16 protein-coding genes are annotated in these 14767 nt (G+C 61.8%); 8 read left to right on the plus strand and 8 right to left on the minus strand.

Annotated elements, in window-relative coordinates; all coding sequences use genetic code 11:
- The first annotated feature begins 42 nt into the window (after positions 1-42).
- The 3 genes from thyX to VI340_RS07770 all read left to right on the plus strand — a co-directional run bounded on the left by thyX (position 43) and on the right by VI340_RS07770 (position 1697).
- A complete protein-coding gene (thyX, locus tag VI340_RS07760; RefSeq protein WP_008308896.1) occupies positions 43-786 on the plus strand; it encodes an FAD-dependent thymidylate synthase in 744 nt (247 codons plus the stop codon).
- Positions 787-984: 198 nt separating this feature from the next.
- On the plus strand, positions 985-1158 hold the full coding sequence (locus VI340_RS07765; RefSeq protein WP_155120743.1) for a DUF7556 family protein: 174 nt from the start codon (positions 985-987) through the stop codon (positions 1156-1158).
- Positions 1159-1292: 134 nt separating this feature from the next.
- Positions 1293-1697 carry a translation initiation factor IF-2 subunit beta gene (locus VI340_RS07770; RefSeq protein WP_014040534.1) on the plus strand — a complete coding sequence of 135 codons (405 nt, stop codon included), beginning with the start codon at positions 1293-1295 and terminating at the stop codon, positions 1695-1697.
- Here the strand turns inward: VI340_RS07770 and VI340_RS07775 are convergent, their stop codons facing one another.
- From VI340_RS07775 to VI340_RS07785, 3 genes are all read right to left on the minus strand, one after another.
- The gene (locus VI340_RS07775; RefSeq protein WP_004515550.1) at positions 1698-1877 is read right to left on the minus strand and encodes a DUF7836 family putative zinc-binding protein; all 180 of its coding nucleotides are present in this window, start codon (positions 1875-1877) and stop codon (positions 1698-1700) included. It lies immediately after the preceding gene.
- A 73-nt stretch (positions 1878-1950) separates the two neighbouring features.
- A complete protein-coding gene (locus VI340_RS07780; RefSeq protein ID WP_008308888.1) occupies positions 1951-2919 on the minus strand; it encodes a transcription initiation factor IIB in 969 nt (322 codons plus the stop codon).
- A 661-nt stretch (positions 2920-3580) separates the two neighbouring features.
- Positions 3581-3865: a DUF357 domain-containing protein gene (locus tag VI340_RS07785; RefSeq protein ID WP_008308886.1), complete on the minus strand. Its 285-nt coding sequence runs from the start codon at positions 3863-3865 to the stop codon at positions 3581-3583.
- Between the two features lie 101 nt (positions 3866-3966).
- Here VI340_RS07785 and VI340_RS07790 point away from each other — a divergent pair, with 101 nt between their 5' ends.
- On the plus strand, positions 3967-5016 hold the full coding sequence (locus VI340_RS07790) for an NAD(P)/FAD-dependent oxidoreductase (protein WP_008308884.1): 1050 nt from the start codon (positions 3967-3969) through the stop codon (positions 5014-5016).
- Positions 5017-5089: 73 nt separating this feature from the next.
- Positions 5090-5377 carry a DUF7545 family protein gene (locus tag VI340_RS07795; RefSeq protein ID WP_008308882.1) on the plus strand — a complete coding sequence of 96 codons (288 nt, stop codon included), beginning with the start codon at positions 5090-5092 and terminating at the stop codon, positions 5375-5377.
- A gap of 19 nt (positions 5378-5396) precedes the next feature.
- Here VI340_RS07795 and VI340_RS07800 read toward each other — a convergent pair whose 3' ends face one another.
- Together VI340_RS07800 and VI340_RS07805 are read right to left on the minus strand one after the other, a co-directional pair.
- Positions 5397-6056, minus strand: a complete 660-nt coding sequence (locus tag VI340_RS07800; RefSeq protein WP_336358150.1) for a 2,5-diamino-6-(ribosylamino)-4(3H)-pyrimidinone 5'-phosphate reductase — start codon at positions 6054-6056, stop codon at positions 5397-5399.
- 44 nt (positions 6057-6100) lie between these two features.
- Positions 6101-6559 carry a hypothetical protein gene (locus tag VI340_RS07805; RefSeq protein WP_336358151.1) on the minus strand — a complete coding sequence of 153 codons (459 nt, stop codon included), beginning with the start codon at positions 6557-6559 and terminating at the stop codon, positions 6101-6103.
- Between the two features lie 243 nt (positions 6560-6802).
- Between VI340_RS07805 and VI340_RS07810 the strand changes: the two genes are divergently transcribed.
- The 3 genes from VI340_RS07810 (at position 6803) to VI340_RS07820 (ending at position 10640) form a co-directional block, all read left to right on the plus strand.
- A complete protein-coding gene (locus VI340_RS07810; RefSeq protein WP_336358152.1) occupies positions 6803-8083 on the plus strand; it encodes a Single-stranded DNA binding protein in 1281 nt (426 codons plus the stop codon).
- Positions 8080-9804: a hypothetical protein gene (locus tag VI340_RS07815; RefSeq protein WP_336358153.1), complete on the plus strand. Its 1725-nt coding sequence runs from the start codon at positions 8080-8082 to the stop codon at positions 9802-9804. Before VI340_RS07810 ends, VI340_RS07815 begins: the two co-directional genes overlap by 4 nt.
- 86 nt (positions 9805-9890) lie before the next feature.
- The gene (locus tag VI340_RS07820; RefSeq protein ID WP_336358154.1) at positions 9891-10640 is read left to right on the plus strand and encodes a metallophosphoesterase; all 750 of its coding nucleotides are present in this window, start codon (positions 9891-9893) and stop codon (positions 10638-10640) included.
- A gap of 105 nt (positions 10641-10745) precedes the next feature.
- On the opposite strand, the gene VI340_RS07825 is transcribed toward VI340_RS07820, so the two are convergent.
- From VI340_RS07825 to VI340_RS07835, 3 genes are all read right to left on the minus strand, one after another.
- Positions 10746-11960 (minus strand): ABC transporter substrate-binding protein, encoded by a 1215-nt coding sequence (locus tag VI340_RS07825; protein WP_336358155.1) that lies wholly within the window; start codon positions 11958-11960, stop codon positions 10746-10748.
- A 317-nt stretch (positions 11961-12277) separates the two neighbouring features.
- Complete coding sequence (locus VI340_RS07830; RefSeq protein ID WP_336358156.1) at positions 12278-13393, minus strand: FecCD family ABC transporter permease; 1116 nt, start codon at positions 13391-13393, stop codon at positions 12278-12280.
- Between the two features lie 458 nt (positions 13394-13851).
- The gene (locus tag VI340_RS07835; protein ID WP_008308872.1) at positions 13852-14700 is read right to left on the minus strand and encodes a class 1 fructose-bisphosphatase; all 849 of its coding nucleotides are present in this window, start codon (positions 14698-14700) and stop codon (positions 13852-13854) included.
- Between the last annotated feature and the right edge of the window lie 67 nt (positions 14701-14767).

A 14767-nucleotide genomic window follows, 5' to 3' on the forward strand; every position in this document is an offset into this window, starting at 1 on the left:
CCGGGAAGGAAGTATTTTGCCGCTCCGGTTCACCCACCCGATATGGACGTAAAGCTGCTCGAAGCGACAGACGACCCCGAGGATCTCATCTGCAAGGCTGCACGCAACGACTACAGCGACACCTCCGTCGGCAGCCAGTCGTTCGAAGCGACAATGGCTGAGGTCGACGGGGATACCCTTGACGATAAAAAGGAGACGCTCATCGGCCACCTGCTCGACCACGGCCACTTCGGCCCGTTCGAGCACGCGCAGGCGACCTTCGCCGTGGAGGGCGTCTCCCGCTCCTGTATGGCCCAGATCACCCGCCACCGACACGTCTCCTTCGACGTGCAGTCGATGCGGTACGTCTCCTTCGACGACGTGGACCCCGAAGCCGTCCGCGAGGGCGAACTGGTCGTGACGCCGCCGTCCGCGACGGACCCGGACTGGATCGGCCGGAACCAGCAGAAAGCGAGCGTCTCCGACGAGGAGTTCGAGAAGCGCACGGAAATATTCAAAGACACCATCGAACAGGCGGTCGAATCGTACCAGGAGCTGCTCGAACTGGGAATGCCGCCGGAAGACGCTCGGTTCGTGCTGCCAATCGGCACCAAGGTGAACATCGTGATGTCGATGAACGCCCGGATGCTGATGCACGTCGCGGACATGCGAGCCGCGGCGGACGCACAGTGGGAGATCAGAGAGATGACCGAGGAGATGCTCGACCTGGCGGCCGACTGGTGTCCCAAGACCTTCGACTACTACGAGCGGGAGATGAAGGGACGCAAGAACCGGCTCGCACCCTGACAGATCCGGCACTTCTCGCGGTGGTTCAGAACAGCTGTCTCCGGTCGCGGGCATCGACAATTGTTGAATCGACCTTGATACTCACAACGGCAATAGCGAGACACGAGCCGTTTTGTTGCGTCAACGACCGGATCTCAGAGTATCAAAAGACGAAACGAGTACGACACATTCATTACCGCACATCCTAGATAAACAATTGTGTCTTACGAGGTTGAACGTCCCACCCGTCGGTCGGGCACTGCGTCTGATGTGATGTGTGCTGTCGACGATGTCGACGGCCAGCAGCGGTTCGTCATCGCCGATATTGCCCACGATGACATCTGGATTTCGATGGTAGCGGACGAGACCTGTACACTTACAGCCTGGCGATAGCGGGCCACCACCGGCTGTGACGGATTCTTGTAGATAGCTCCGGATCGTGCCGACCTCTGGGTCGACACAGACCGGGAAATCGCTCAAACAGTCCGTATGAAAAGTTTTTGTTGACCGCTCTGTGACGTAGGAGTATGGAATACGACGACATGCTCGACCGGGCGATGGAGGAGACGCCCGAGATTGACGGCACAAGCGAGCGGTTCGAGGTCCCCGATCCAGACGTCCGACAGGAAGGGAACGTCACCGTCTACGAGAACTTCCAGTCGACGTGTTCCCGACTCGGACGCGAGGACGACCATGTGATGAAGTTCCTCCAGAACGACCTCGGGACGAGCGGCCACATCGACGAGAGCGGTCGAGCGCGCCTGACCGGCGAGTTCGATGCCGACCGTATCGAGGCGTCCATCGACGAATACGTCGACGAGTTCGTGCTCTGCTCGGAGTGTGGCCTGCCGGACACGCAACTGGAACGGGAACAGGGCGCGCTACTGCTCCGCTGTGAGGCGTGTGGCGCACGCTCGGCGACGAGCGAGTAGTTACTGCAGCCCTTTCAGCGTCTGCAAGTCGTTTTCCGTGCGGGTGAAAACGGCGAGCCGATGGCTCGCGTGACAGTTCGGGCAGTGGAACGTCGTGTCGTGTCGCGGCAAGTCTGTCGGCGTCGACTCCCAGTCTTTCTTACACTCAGGACAGAGCAATCGAACGTACGCTTCCTCCATGTATGTTACTCACACACATATTCAACGATAAAAAGCCTTGGCGTCTCCCCATTAGTCTGCCTTCACCCGGGCGTCAGGCCGGAAGGTCCTCGGCTTCGAGGAGTTCCTTGTACCGGTTTCGAATAGTCACTTCGGAGATGTCGGCGACGTCGCTGACTTGACTCTGTGTGACCTTCTCGTTGGTCAGCAACGCGGCGGCGTAGACGGCCGCTGCGGCGATGCCGACCGGCGATTTGCCGGAGAGCATCCCCGACTGGCGAGCACCTTCGATGAGGTCCCGTGCCTGCCGCTGGGTCTCCTCGCTGAGTCCGAGGTCGGAGATGAACCGCGGGAGGTAGTGTTCCGGGTCCGCCGGCTGGACTTCGAGGCTGAGTTCCCGGACGATGTATCGGTAGGTCCGCGTGAGTTCCATTTTTTCGACGCGGGAGACACGGGCCATCTCGTCCAGTGACCGGGGGTTTCCGGCCATGCGAGCGGCCGCGTACAGCGCGGACGTCGCGACGCCCTCGATAGAGCGTCCCGGGAGCAGGTCGTCACCGAGCGCGCGGCGGTAGATGACGCTGGCCGTCTCGCGGACGTTCTGGGGGAGCCCGAGCGCGGAGGCCATCCGGTCGATTTCACCGAGGGCCTGCTTGAGATTGCGCTCCTTGGAGTCACGGGTACGGAACCGCTCGTTCCAGGTCCGGAGCCGCTGCATCTTCTGGCGCTGCTCGCTGGAGAGGGAACGTCCGTAGGCGTCCTTGTTCTGCCAGCCGATGTTGGTCGAGAGGCCCTTGTCGTGCATCATGTTCGTCGTCGGCGCGCCGACGCGGGACTTGCGGTCCTTCTCTGCGGAGTTGAACGCCCGCCACTCCGGCCCGTGGTCGATCTCGTCCTCTTCGACGACCAGCCCACAGTCCTCACAGACTGTTTCGCCGTGTTCGGAGTCCGTAACGACGTTACCACTACATTCGGGACAGGACTCTACGGCTTCCTGCTCTGTCGGTTCGGATATTTGCTCGTCTCGTTCTCGTGTGCTCGTCCGCGTTGGTGATTCACTCATGATTGGGAGTTCTGTTCTGCCGGGTGCAGAAATTTTAAGACTGTTTGGGGAAACTGTCTTACCCTATAGTTAGTCCGTAAAGTATATAAATCTTTCGCCAAATTTCCGCGGGAACCGCCGGACAGCGGAGTGATAGGGTATGACATGGCCCGCCGTACGGCTATATAATCTTGGTGGTTATCGCCGCCGTCCGTGCACAACGCATAAATGGGGGGCTGCACCCCCGTGTGACTCCATGTGTGCTCCGTCGAACGACCAGGCCTCACCTCGATACGACCGCTCCTGATCGGTCGGGGGCGGGTGGGTCCCGGAATTACCGGGTCAGCGGGAGTCACCGTGTGGTTCCGCACATCGTGGGGGAGTGATGAGATATAAAAAGCGATGTTACCAGCCGATACATTTTACTTACAATTACATACCAGATACGTACATCCATGCGACGACAGAGCTCATTTGAGGGATGCCGCGGCAACCGCTCAATCGAGCGAGATCCAGGCCAGAAACAGCAGCCCTCCGAGCTCCAGTATCGCGACGAACGTCATCACGCGACCGGCGACGGGGCGATGGTTCGCAACAGTACGGCGATCTGCGGGTCAAGCACGCAGTAGGCGAACAGGCAGTACTCGGCGAACAACGGGTATTTATCGGTCAGTTCGGAGTTTCAGACAGTGAACAGGTGTCCCTCGGTCGGAACGTCGAAGAGTCCGATGCGTGCGCCCGCGTCCAGCCACGCATGCCCGTACGAGAACGATGCCAGCGCGTTTACGAGGTCGTCGTCGTCTCTGAAGTGGCGACCGTCCGCCAGATACGCCGCCGCCATCTCTTCACACTCCAGAGCGGCGTCGTGCATCGGCGTCCCTTCAGGTGGCGCGACTGATGCCGCGTCAAGTGCCTCCGCGAGCAGTCCCTCGTAGCGGTCGGTCTTCTCTTCGAGATCTGCGGCCATACCCTCAGCGAACGGTGGCAGCGGCCTAAGCGTGTCGTCCCGATGCGAGTTCGGCGCACGACAACACAAGCTAAATACGGCCCGGTAGTCTAACTTGGCTAATGACAGAACCGGTCGAACACCGACGACTCATCGTCGCTGGCACGGGCGCAGCGGGACTGACAGCGGCAATCTATGCAGCCAGAAGCAACAACGACCCACTCGTTCTGGAAGGCGACGAACCGGGCGGCCAGCTCACGCTGACCAGCGAAGTCGAGAACTTCCCCGGCTTCCCCGAGGGGCTCTCCGGTCCGGACCTCATCAACAACATGAAAGAGCAGGCCGAGCGGTTCGGCACCGAGCTGAAACACGGCATCGTCGCCGACATCGACGACAGCGAGCGGCCGTTCCGCGTGGAACTGTCGAACGGCGACGTCTACACCTGCGACGCCTTCATCGCCGCCTCCGGAGCCAGCGCCCGGACGCTGGGCGTCCCCGGCGAGGACGAGCTGATGGGCTACGGCGTCTCGACGTGTGCCACCTGCGACGGCGCGTTCTTCCGCGGCGAGGACATGCTCGTCGTCGGCGGCGGCGACGCGGCCATGGAGGAGGCCCACTTCCTCACGAAGTTTGCCGACACCGTCTACATCGCCCACCGCCGCGAGGAGTTCCGTGCCGAGGACTACTGGATCGACCGCGTCCAGAAGAAGGTCGACGAGGGCGAGATCGAGATCATGCGGAACACCGAACTGCTGGAGATGCACGGCTCGCCCGAGGATGGCGTCGACCACGTCACCCTCGCACAGAACGACGAGGGCCATCCCAGCGAGAAGCTCGACGACGACGGGACCGAGACCTTCGACTTCGACGTGGGCGCTGTCTTCATCGCCATCGGCCACACGCCCAACACGGAGTACCTCGAAGACACCGGCGTCGAACTGGACGATACCGGCTACATCCAGACCCACGGCGGCACCGGCGGCGACCAGACCGCCACCGACGTCGACGGTATCTTCGGTGCCGGCGACGTGGTCGACTACCACTACCAGCAGGCCGTCACCGCCGCCGGAATGGGCTGTAAGGCCGCCATCGACGCCGACGAGTACCTCGAATCTGAGGCCGAGGCCGCCGCTGACACCGAGTCCGAAGCCGCTGCGGAAGCCGACGACTGACGGCCAACCGAACGTTCTGGTGTTTCGTTCCCACATCCACAGACCCTTTAGGATAGCCCCCGGAGTCGATGGCATGGCAACTGACACTGTCACGCTGACTATCGACGACGGCGAGGAAAGCGACGAACTCACAGTCCCGAGCGAACTCGTTGACATCCTCCGAGAGTCGCCGGACGAGACGGACCCGCAGGTCGTCGGCGACATCGCGATGTTCGGCATGACCCAGCGGATTCACAGCGCCGTCCACCACGCCCAGGGCGAACCGGACGAGCAGATCGTCGCGCTCGAAGAAGAGACGAGCGAACTGTTCGAGGAGCGCTTCGGGCAGTCCTTCGCCGAGCTGACGGGCCACGACCACTAACTTCCGGCTGACTCAGTTTCTAGAACTGCCAGTGGAGGACGATGCCGTCGTCGACCCGTTCGACGCCGGCCAGCTCCGGCTCCGGGAAGTCCTCGATGAAGCCGTCGCCGTCGGCCAGCGTCGGCGCGTCCCGGCCGCCGATGACCTTCGGGCCGATATAGGCGAACAGTTCGTCGACCAGTGCCTCCTCCAGCAGGCCGAAGATGAGTTCGCCGCCGCCTTCGACCATGAGCTGGTCGATACCGTCGCCCTCCAGTTTCGCAAGCGTCGTCGTCAGGTCGACCTGGTCCTGACCGGCGGCGATGACGTACGCGCCGGCGTCTTCCATCTCTTCGATGAAGTCCGGCGGCGCGGCTTCGCTGACGAGGAGGTAGGTCTGGGCGCGGCCGTCCAGCACTGTCGCATCCGGCGGCGTTCGGATGCGGGAATCGGCGACGACGCGTGCGGGGTTTTCCGGCTCGCCGCGATCGGCTCGGGCGGCGCGGCGGTCGGCGTCGTCGACGGTCAGTGAGGGGTCGTCAGCGAGAATCGTACCGACGCCGACCATCACCGCGTCGCTGTCAGCTCGAAGCTGGTCGACGCGGTCGAAGTCGTCCGGGCCGGAGATAGCGATCTGTTCGCGGCGGCGGGAGGAGAGCTTCCCGTCGACACTCATGGCGGCGTTGACGACGACGTGCATACTCGTTCGTGCCGGCGACACGTCAAACGGCTTTTGGGTTACAGTCAGGAGGACGTTGTTTCGGGGCGCTTCGACAGCTTCCGGACGTCGAGTTTCTTCACGGTGCCGTCGGCGGTTTGCAGCTTCAGCACCGTCTTTTTCAGTACGAGTTCCTCGACGTCGAGCGTCGTCTCCGTGCTCCAGCCCCGGAGCCTGACCATCCCCTCCTCGTCGATTTCGAGGAACGTGCGGGGCTTGCGCTGGGACCCCATCGTCCACTCCTCGTCGCCGACGGAGAGTTCCTGCCCGCCGCTTTTCGCCCAGCGGAACACGCAGGCGAACTGCTCGCGGGGCTCGTCACCGCGATCGTGGTCGACGCGGGTCCACTGCTCGAAGTCGACGCCGAAGTGGGCCGCCCACAGCTCCAGATACTCGAAATCGAACTTCTTCTTGCCGTCGTTGTTCCGACCGCTCCGCCAGATGACGTGGGACTCTGACGGCTTCGACCCGAACATGCTACCCATAGTCAGGCCCCCGGGCGGCTGCCGTCATTATTTAATATGATACCATGATTCGCGACCGGTCTAGTATCGCTAATGACGTACTTTTTGGCCGTTTGAAACGTCCCAACACAGTCAGCGCACATACCGTGAGAGATTACAGTATCACAAATAAGAATTGTGGGCGATTTTGCCCGGACGTGAGACACCGTCGCTCGTACGGCCGGCCGAAAACGCTTTTGAGTGCTCCCGTCGAACCGTCAGTCGATGTCTCTCGAAGACCATGCCGAGGAGCTCGCCTCCGACCTCGGTGTTGACAAAGAGGAGGTCACACGCGACCTGGAAAACCTCGTGAACTACTCCGTCCCGATGGACGAGGCCAAGCAGAGCCTCAGACGGAAGTACGGCGACGGCGGCTCGGGCGGCGACGGCACGCCGTCGAGCAAGGCCATCAGCGAGGTGTCGACCGACGACTCGAACGTGACGGTCACCGCGGTGGTGCTCACGTCGGGTCGTCGCTCCATCCAGTACAACGGGGAACAGCACGTCATCCGCGAGGGCGAACTCGCCGACGAGACGGGGAAGATATCCTACACGGCCTGGGACGGCTTCTCGGGCGACCTCCAGCCCGGCCAGACCGTCCGGCTCGGCAACGCCGGTGTCCGCGAGTGGGACGGCCAGCCGGAGCTCAATCTGGGCGACAGCACCGACCCCGAGGTCGTCGACGAGACGCTCGACATCGACTACGATGTCGGCGGCCGCGCCACGCTGCAGGACCTCGCACCGGGTGACCGCGGCATCACTGTCGAGGTACAGGTCCTCGAATGTGAACAGAAAGTCATCGACGGCCGCGACGGCGAGACGACGATTCTCAGCGGCGTCCTCGGCGACGAGAGCGGCCGGCTCCCGTTCACCGACTGGGAGCCTCACGACGAAATCGAGGAGGGGGCGTCCGTGCGCCTCGAAGAGACGTTCGTCCGCGAGTTCCGCGGCGCACCCTCGGTGAACGTCTCCGAGTTCTCGGCGGTGACCGCGCTTGACCGCACTGTCGAAGTCACCGAAGACGCGCCGCGGCTATCGATCCGCGAGGCCGTCGAGAGCGGCGGGCTGTTCGACGTGGAACTGGCCGGCAACGTCATCGAGGTGCGGGACGGCTCCGGCCTCATCGAGCGCTGTCCGGAGTGTGGCCGCGTCATCCAGAACGGCCAGTGTCGATCCCACGGCGCGGTCGAGGGCGAGGACGACCTGCGGACGAAGGCCATCCTCGACGACGGGACCGACACTGTCACCGCAGTACTTGATGACGAACTGACCGCCCGCGTGTACGGCGGCGACCTCGACGACGCCCGCGAACACGCCCGCGACGCGATGGACAAGGAAGTAGTCGCCGACCGCATCGGCGACCGCATCGTCGGCCGCGAGTACGTCGTCCGCGGGTCGCTGTCGGTCGACGAGTACGGCGCTAACCTCACCGCCTCGACCTTCGTCGAGGCCGACGACGACCCGGCGACGCGTGCGCGGACCCTCCTACAGGAGGCAGACGCATGAGCGAATCCGGCGACAGCGGCCCCGGCCGCCGGGAGGTCGCCCATCGGCTGTTCGCCGCGGAGTTCGACGACGCCGACTTCTCGTACTCCGAATCCGACGAGGAACGCGCGCCGAACTACGTCGTCACGCCGACCGGCGCGCGAGTCAACCGCCTGTTCCTCGTCGGCGTCCTCACCGAACTCGAACAGGTCAACGACGACGTGCTCCGTGCCCGCGTCGTGGACCCGACCGGCCCGTTCGTCGTCTACGCCGGGCAGTACCAACCCGACGAACTGGCCTTCCTCGAAGCCGCCGACCCGCCGATGTTCGTCGCCGTCACGGGCAAGGCCCGCACCTTCCAGCCCGACGACAGCGACCGGGTGTTCACCTCGGTCCGGCCCGAGAGTATCAGCGAGGTCGACGCGGACACGCGGGATCGGTGGGTCGTTCAGGCCGCCGAACAGACCGTCTCGCGCATCGGCCGGATGGCCAGCGCGAAACAGGCCGGCCTGGCCGGCGACGAACTCAGGCTCGCGCTGCTCGACCAGGGCATCGACGAGAGCGCCGCGGCCGGCATCACGCTCGCACTGGACCACTACGGCACGACCGGCGATTACCTCGACGCGCTCCGAACGACGGCGCTCGACGCCGCTCGCGTCGTCGCTGGCGACACGGACGAAGCGGAAGGATTGTCGCTGTCGCCGGACGACGGGACCGACGACCCGATTCCACTGCTCGCCTCCCTCGACCTCGATACTGACGTTTCCACGCCGGAGACGACGACGGACGAGACAGGTATGGACACGATGGCCGACGAACCGGCAGCAGAGTCGGAAGTCAGTGAGTCTACCACGGAAACGACGACGGAGACGACGGCAGACGAGCCTGCAGCAGAGCCATCGATGGAGACGGCATCCGATGACGCCACGGCCGAAACGACAATCGACGAGGAACCGACAGTCTCGGAAACGCCGTCTGGTTCGGAATCCGAAACCGTAGCGAACGAACCTGAAACGTCGACGACTGCGTCCGCAAGCGAACCGGAGCCGTCGTCTGGAGCCGAGGGCGACCTGACCGACGACACGTTTGGAGACGGCGAGTCGGGTACCGACACAGCCGAACCGGAGGCGACCACGTCGACGGCCGCTGACACCGGCACAGCGGAGGCGGACGAGGACCTCGGCGAGTTCGATCCGGAGTTCGAACTGGACGAGGACGAGCGCGAGGAGATCGAGCAGGAGTACGGCACTGCCTTCCAGACGGGGACCGAGGTCGACGAGCCCGGCGAAGCCGGCATCGAGACGCCGGACCCCGACGAGGAGGTGCCCGCCGAGGCGGACACGGGCACGGAAGTCGACAGCGAGCCGGAGACGGAGCCCGCCTCCGCAACCGAATCAGAGCCAGCGTCGGAGTCGGAACCGGAGGTAGCGACAGAAACAGCACCGTCGACTGAAGAGGACACTTCGTCGTCCGCAGCAGAGACGACCGCAGAACCGGCGGCCGAAAGTGACGAGGATGACGACAGCGGCGCGGAGCCAGCCGAGGACGTTGACCTCGAAGACGCCGTCATGGAGGTCATGGAGGACCTCGACGACGGCAGCGGGGCCGACCGCGAGGAACTGCTGGCAGCGGTCGTCGACCGCTACGGGGCCGACGCCGACGCGGTTGACGACGCCATTCAGGACGCTCTGATGGGCGGTCGGTGTTACGAGCCCGACGACGGCAAGCTCACACCGATATAAAACCGACGGCGGTTCACAGCCGGTTCCGAGACCGACTCGGAACCGAGCCGCGGTGCTTTTCTCGCCAGACGGCCAACACAGGATCGATGCGTGTTGAACCGCTGCCCGGCGCTCCAGCGGCCACCGTCGATACTGACGGGGAGCGACTGCTGGCGGTGGCCGATTACCACGCCGGCATCGAAGCGGGGCTCAGATACGAGGGCGTCGAACTCCAGTCGGCCGCCGAGGACCGCCGCGAGCGGTTGCTGACGTGTCTGGACCGCGCCCGTGCCGACCGGCTGGTGGTCATTGGCGACCTGGGCAACGCCATCGGCGACCCGTTCGACGACGAGCGGGCGGAACTCGCGGCGCTGTTCGACGCCCTCGACGTGCCCGTGACGCTGGTGAAAGGGAACCACGACGGCAGCCTGGAGCCGGTTCTGGCCGACCTCGACGCCGATATCGAGGTGACGCCGGGACACGGGACCCGCATTGGTTCGGTCGGGTTCGCCCACGGCCACACCTGGCCCGCACCGGACGTGCTCGAAGCCGACGTTCTCTGTGTCGGCCACGAACACCCTGTCGTTCGACTTGAGGACAGTGTCGGCGGCGCACAGAAAGAGCGGGCCTGGCTCCGCGGCTCACTGGCGACTGATCCCTTTGCCGAGCAGTTCGACCAGCCGGTCGACGACGCGCCGGATATCGTCGTCTTTCCTGCCTTCAACGACCGCTCCGGGGGGACGTGGGTCAACGTCGACGGCCAGGAGTTCCTGGCTCCGTTCCTGCCCGAGGGCATGACGGATGCCGAGGCGTTCCTGCTCGACGGCACGCGGTTAGGGGCCTACCAGCGGGTCTGAGCGGGACACAACCTTGGAGTGGTTTTCGATGTGTGGCTCAAATTCCCGGTAAATGTGTGATAGATAAAACAGCAGGCCGGAGGGTAGGAGTGGCAGCCGTCTCCTTTAGACGTCGCCGTTGATGATGTCCGCGATGTGCTGGCGGTCAAACATCTGTTCGCTCTCCGGAACGGACTCACCGGGTTCAGGGGGGGAACCGAAGATATCCGGATAAATCTGTTTTGCCGTAAGCTCGATCTGAAAGAGATTGAAAATCGGCCCCTGAGTCGTCGTCCCACCGAGATACACCCGGTCGTTCTGAGCAGCCGTGATGTTTTTCCCAATCGGGTGGCTGCTGAGCGCTAAGAACTTCTCAGAACGGCCACCGGGACTAACCCACTCGTGATTGTAGATGACCACGTCAGGATCAGTTTCGACCATCGCCTCCATGGAGAAACTTCCCGAACCGTCCGCGAGTTCCATATCTTCAAACGCCCCATTCGCACCCAGAGGTCGAGTATGCGCTTTCCCCCATCCCGGACCGTTCAGCTTGTGACGTCGGAAGGTGTCTTTTGTTGGACTGTAAGTTACAAGCGCAACTAGCGGCCGGTCTTTCTGTGGCGGTAGTTCCGCCTGTATCTCCGCCACCATTTTATTCCGAACGCGAGTTAGCGCCTGACTTCTCTGACGTACCTGATATACCTGTGCGAACTTGTCAAGGAGTTCCCAGAGTGAATAATATCTATATGGTTGGTCTCCTTGATATCCGTGAGCACGGCTGTACCAGTTGTTGAAGAACGGAGCGACGTTTCGCTCGACTTCGTCAATAGCAGCTTGCGACAAAGAGTTCGTTTGCGTTCGAAAGACTGGATCGATGTGATGGACATCGGCATCCAACTCGTATAACAGCTCCTTGGAGAACGACCCACCCAGAAGTTGTGTAAGGTCGCCTGTCTCGAATTCGACACCCGGCAACTCGTCATAAAATCCAGTGTAGTACTCCTCGGGATATCCGAGGGTGATAATTCGGTCCTGCTGACCAAGAGCAACAAGATGGTCGGCAACATTGTTGGAGATCAGGACCGCTGTTTCAGGGACACTATCGAACTCCACTGTTCCGACTGGGGCCATCCTCACCGAGTACGAGTCGCCCGCCGTGGATGTCGTGGCTCCTGTTACGGTATTGGTCGGTGTTGACGCCTCTGTGGTCGGCGTGTCATCTACCCCTGCGTTCTGACTTGCAGCACAGCCTGCAAACAAACCGCTAGTGGCGATCACACCGCTATACTTCAGGTACTCCCGTCGAGTCGTTCTCTCGTGGCTGTTATCGTCGCACGGCATATATTTTAGGCTAGCCTAAAAAGACTTAGTCTCTTCTGTTCTAGCTGTCTGGAAAGATTACAATCGAGACCAAGTAGATAGAACCCCTTCGCATGTCATTGCTTCCGTTGTCCCAACCAGCCCACAAATTCTATTTCTATTCAGATTCACTGGGAGGTCGCGAGGAATGATATCTGGAGTGTGTTCGGATGGCGAGACAGTGGCTCCAATCCGAAACACTTCTTCAAGTAGTTCTGCCGTCGGGATCTCCTCGGGCACGAACCGGTCCGTCTCTGAGTGCGACCATTCGGTCGGCGGAGCGTGCCGCCTGTGTAATATCAAAGTTCACCCAATTTCTCCTTCTTTCGCATCAGATAGAGGAAGTACGGTCCCCCGATAAGACCGGTTACAATACCAACCGGAATCTGAACAGGACTTAGCGCTAAACGAGCACCGACGTCGGCAGCCACCATCATTGCCGGTCCGGCGAAGACACAGCCGATAATGAGTTTCTTGTACTCACTTCCGACAATGTTGCGAACTACGTGTGGAACGATCAGTCCGACAAACCCGACTAACCCCGCTACAGTGATACTTGCAGCGGCCGAAAGCACCGCTATACCTGCCATCGCAAACCGAACTCTTTCAACGTTCATTCCGAGAGATCCTGCCGTATCCTCTCCGAGCAAGAGTACGTTGAGCTGGCGAGAACTGACCAGCGAGAGCAGAATACAGATTCCGGTAAACGGCAACGCCATCCGGACCTGTGCCCACCCCGCTCCAACCAGAGAGCCCTTGGTCCACTGCATCGCGGACTGAATTATTGTGATGTCCTCCGCGAAAAAGAACAGTCCAGATTGAACTGAGCCGAATATTGTCCCGACGATAGTCCCCGCCAGTATTAGACGCACCGGTGAAGTCCCGTTTTTCCATGCGATCGCGTAGACAAGCAAGAACGCACCGGCACCACCAACCGCGGCGAATATTGGTAGCAACATGAGCATTCCCGGGAAGACGACCAGTACAACGAGGATCATCAGCCCCGCACCCGAAGAAACGCCGAGGATGAATGGACTGGCCAGCTCGTTTCTCGTGATTGCCTGGAATATCGCTCCCGAAACGCCGAGGTTCATCCCGACGAGGATAGCAACGAACACGCGCGGCAGCCGACCGTTCCAGATAATCGACTCACTGTTGCTCAAACCATGCACAGGTTCCCCGAAAAAGAGTGATTTCATGACTTCAAAATTGAACAGTATATCTGGGTCAAGTACAGTTTGCCAGGCCTGTGAAACCGTCATTTTGTACGCGCCGAAGGTGACCTGAGCAAGTCCACACGCCAGGATGATGAGAACACTTCCAAGACAAACCGTAGCTAACTGCCCGTCTACCCACCAGAGCCATCTCTCCCGGCGACTGGCTGGGCCCGACCCGGTTGAAGTCTCAGTAGCCATGACGACACCCCTTTCTCGGCCGCGAAACAACCTGAATGATAGTACAGTCCATATCTTTAGGGTTGCCTAAATAGTTCATATGCCTTGCGGATTTAGGCCAACCAAAAGGAACGGTAGTTCGTCATCGGCGCGCCAGAAGGCCTGGACATCAACAGCTCTGATCAGAGATGGCCAGTCTACAGTGAGACACACTTAGTCGTCGTTCGCTTACAGTGCGTGTGTCGAACCAGCCGTTTCGGCATTGCTACCCCTGACTGAGCGACGGATCTCTCCCGTGGCTCGCCGATAGGGAGTGGTGCCGCTCTGTTGCAGCACCGGACCCCGCGTACTTTCCCACGGTCACTCCGTCCAGAACGGACAGAAATCGAACGGTTCGTCGAGATACATACTCTGAATCTACGGAGAAATAGTTCGATGGTCGCCTATCTCCCGAGGCTGTGGGGGACATCTGGACTCGGTTACGTCTCTGAAAGGTCCGCTTCGAGTTCGTCGACCAGTTCGGTGTTGCCGAGGAACGTCGGCGTCCGGTCGTGGATACCGTCCGGTTCGACGTCGAGTAGGGACTGCGAGCCGTCGCTTGAGGCCCCGCCGGCCGCCTCGACGAGGTACGCGAGCGGCGCTGACTCGAAGTGGACCCGGAGCTTGCCGTGTGGATACCCCGTCGTCGCCGGATATCCGAACAGCCCCCCGTACTCAAGCACCTGCGCCAGATCGGCGACAGTCGCCCCGCCGTAGCGGAGCTTCAGGTCCCGCTCGAAGGCCTGGGCGATGTCGTTGAACTCGTCGCTGCGCTCGCCGGTCTTGCCCGCCAGCCCGACCACTGTCGGCTCCGCCGGCAGTTCGAACTGGCCCCAGCGCTCGCTGTGACCGTCCCGGAGGAGGTGCTCCTGAACGACATCGCGGTCGGACCGTGCGATTGTCAGCGTCGTGTACGGGCCGTACAGTACCATCAGCGACGCAACCATCGAGCGCCCGCTCGCCGGCAGTTCGGCGTCGTAGACCCCGATTATCGTCCCAACGGAGTTGTTCGAGGCGAGGTTCGAGGAGCCATCGAGCGGGTCGATAGCGATACTGTAGCCCTCGCCGCAGTCGACCACGTCGCTGCGCTCCTCGCTCGCGTACGCGCCGATACCGTCGATGTGTGCGAGCGCGTCGAAAAACAGGTCGTCGGCCCACACGTCGCCACCGACCTGTTGCTCCCCGCTCGGGTTCTCGCCGGCCGACCTGTTGGCGTAGTTCGCCAGGTTCCCGCTGACGTAATGTGCCGTATCCTTCACCGCCCGTTCGATCTCGTCGAGCGTGTTCACGGTACATCACCGACCGCAGTTGTACAGGCGTCAGTCATGGTCGACATATCCCATGGCAACGACATAA

The organism is Haloarcula sp. CGMCC 1.6347 (assembly GCF_037078395.1).
Taxonomy (GTDB): Archaea; Halobacteriota; Halobacteria; order Halobacteriales; family Haloarculaceae; genus Haloarcula; species Haloarcula amylolytica.

Excerpts from the sequence above, each read along its gene's own strand:
- VI340_RS07790 (WP_008308884.1), top strand. The coding sequence starts at position 3,967 with ATGACAGAACCGGTCGAACACCGACGACTCATCGTCGCTGGCACGGGC.
- VI340_RS07775 (WP_004515550.1), bottom strand. The coding sequence starts at position 1,877 with ATGGAGGAAGCGTACGTTCGATTGCTCTGTCCTGAGTGTAAGAAAGAC.
- VI340_RS07810 (WP_336358152.1), top strand. The coding sequence starts at position 6,803 with ATGTCTCTCGAAGACCATGCCGAGGAGCTCGCCTCCGACCTCGGTGTT.
- VI340_RS07830 (WP_336358156.1), bottom strand. The coding sequence starts at position 13,393 with ATGGCTACTGAGACTTCAACCGGGTCGGGCCCAGCCAGTCGCCGGGAG.
- VI340_RS07825 (WP_336358155.1), bottom strand. The coding sequence starts at position 11,960 with ATGCCGTGCGACGATAACAGCCACGAGAGAACGACTCGACGGGAGTAC.
- VI340_RS07770 (WP_014040534.1), top strand. The coding sequence starts at position 1,293 with ATGGAATACGACGACATGCTCGACCGGGCGATGGAGGAGACGCCCGAG.
- VI340_RS07785 (WP_008308886.1), bottom strand. The coding sequence starts at position 3,865 with ATGGCCGCAGATCTCGAAGAGAAGACCGACCGCTACGAGGGACTGCTC.
- VI340_RS07805 (WP_336358151.1), bottom strand. The coding sequence starts at position 6,559 with ATGGGTAGCATGTTCGGGTCGAAGCCGTCAGAGTCCCACGTCATCTGG.
- VI340_RS07800 (WP_336358150.1), bottom strand. The coding sequence starts at position 6,056 with ATGCACGTCGTCGTCAACGCCGCCATGAGTGTCGACGGGAAGCTCTCC.
- VI340_RS07820 (WP_336358154.1), top strand. The coding sequence starts at position 9,891 with ATGCGTGTTGAACCGCTGCCCGGCGCTCCAGCGGCCACCGTCGATACT.
- VI340_RS07780 (WP_008308888.1), bottom strand. The coding sequence starts at position 2,919 with ATGAGTGAATCACCAACGCGGACGAGCACACGAGAACGAGACGAGCAA.
- thyX (WP_008308896.1), top strand. The coding sequence starts at position 43 with ATGGACGTAAAGCTGCTCGAAGCGACAGACGACCCCGAGGATCTCATC.
- VI340_RS07815 (WP_336358153.1), top strand. The coding sequence starts at position 8,080 with ATGAGCGAATCCGGCGACAGCGGCCCCGGCCGCCGGGAGGTCGCCCAT.
- VI340_RS07795 (WP_008308882.1), top strand. The coding sequence starts at position 5,090 with ATGGCAACTGACACTGTCACGCTGACTATCGACGACGGCGAGGAAAGC.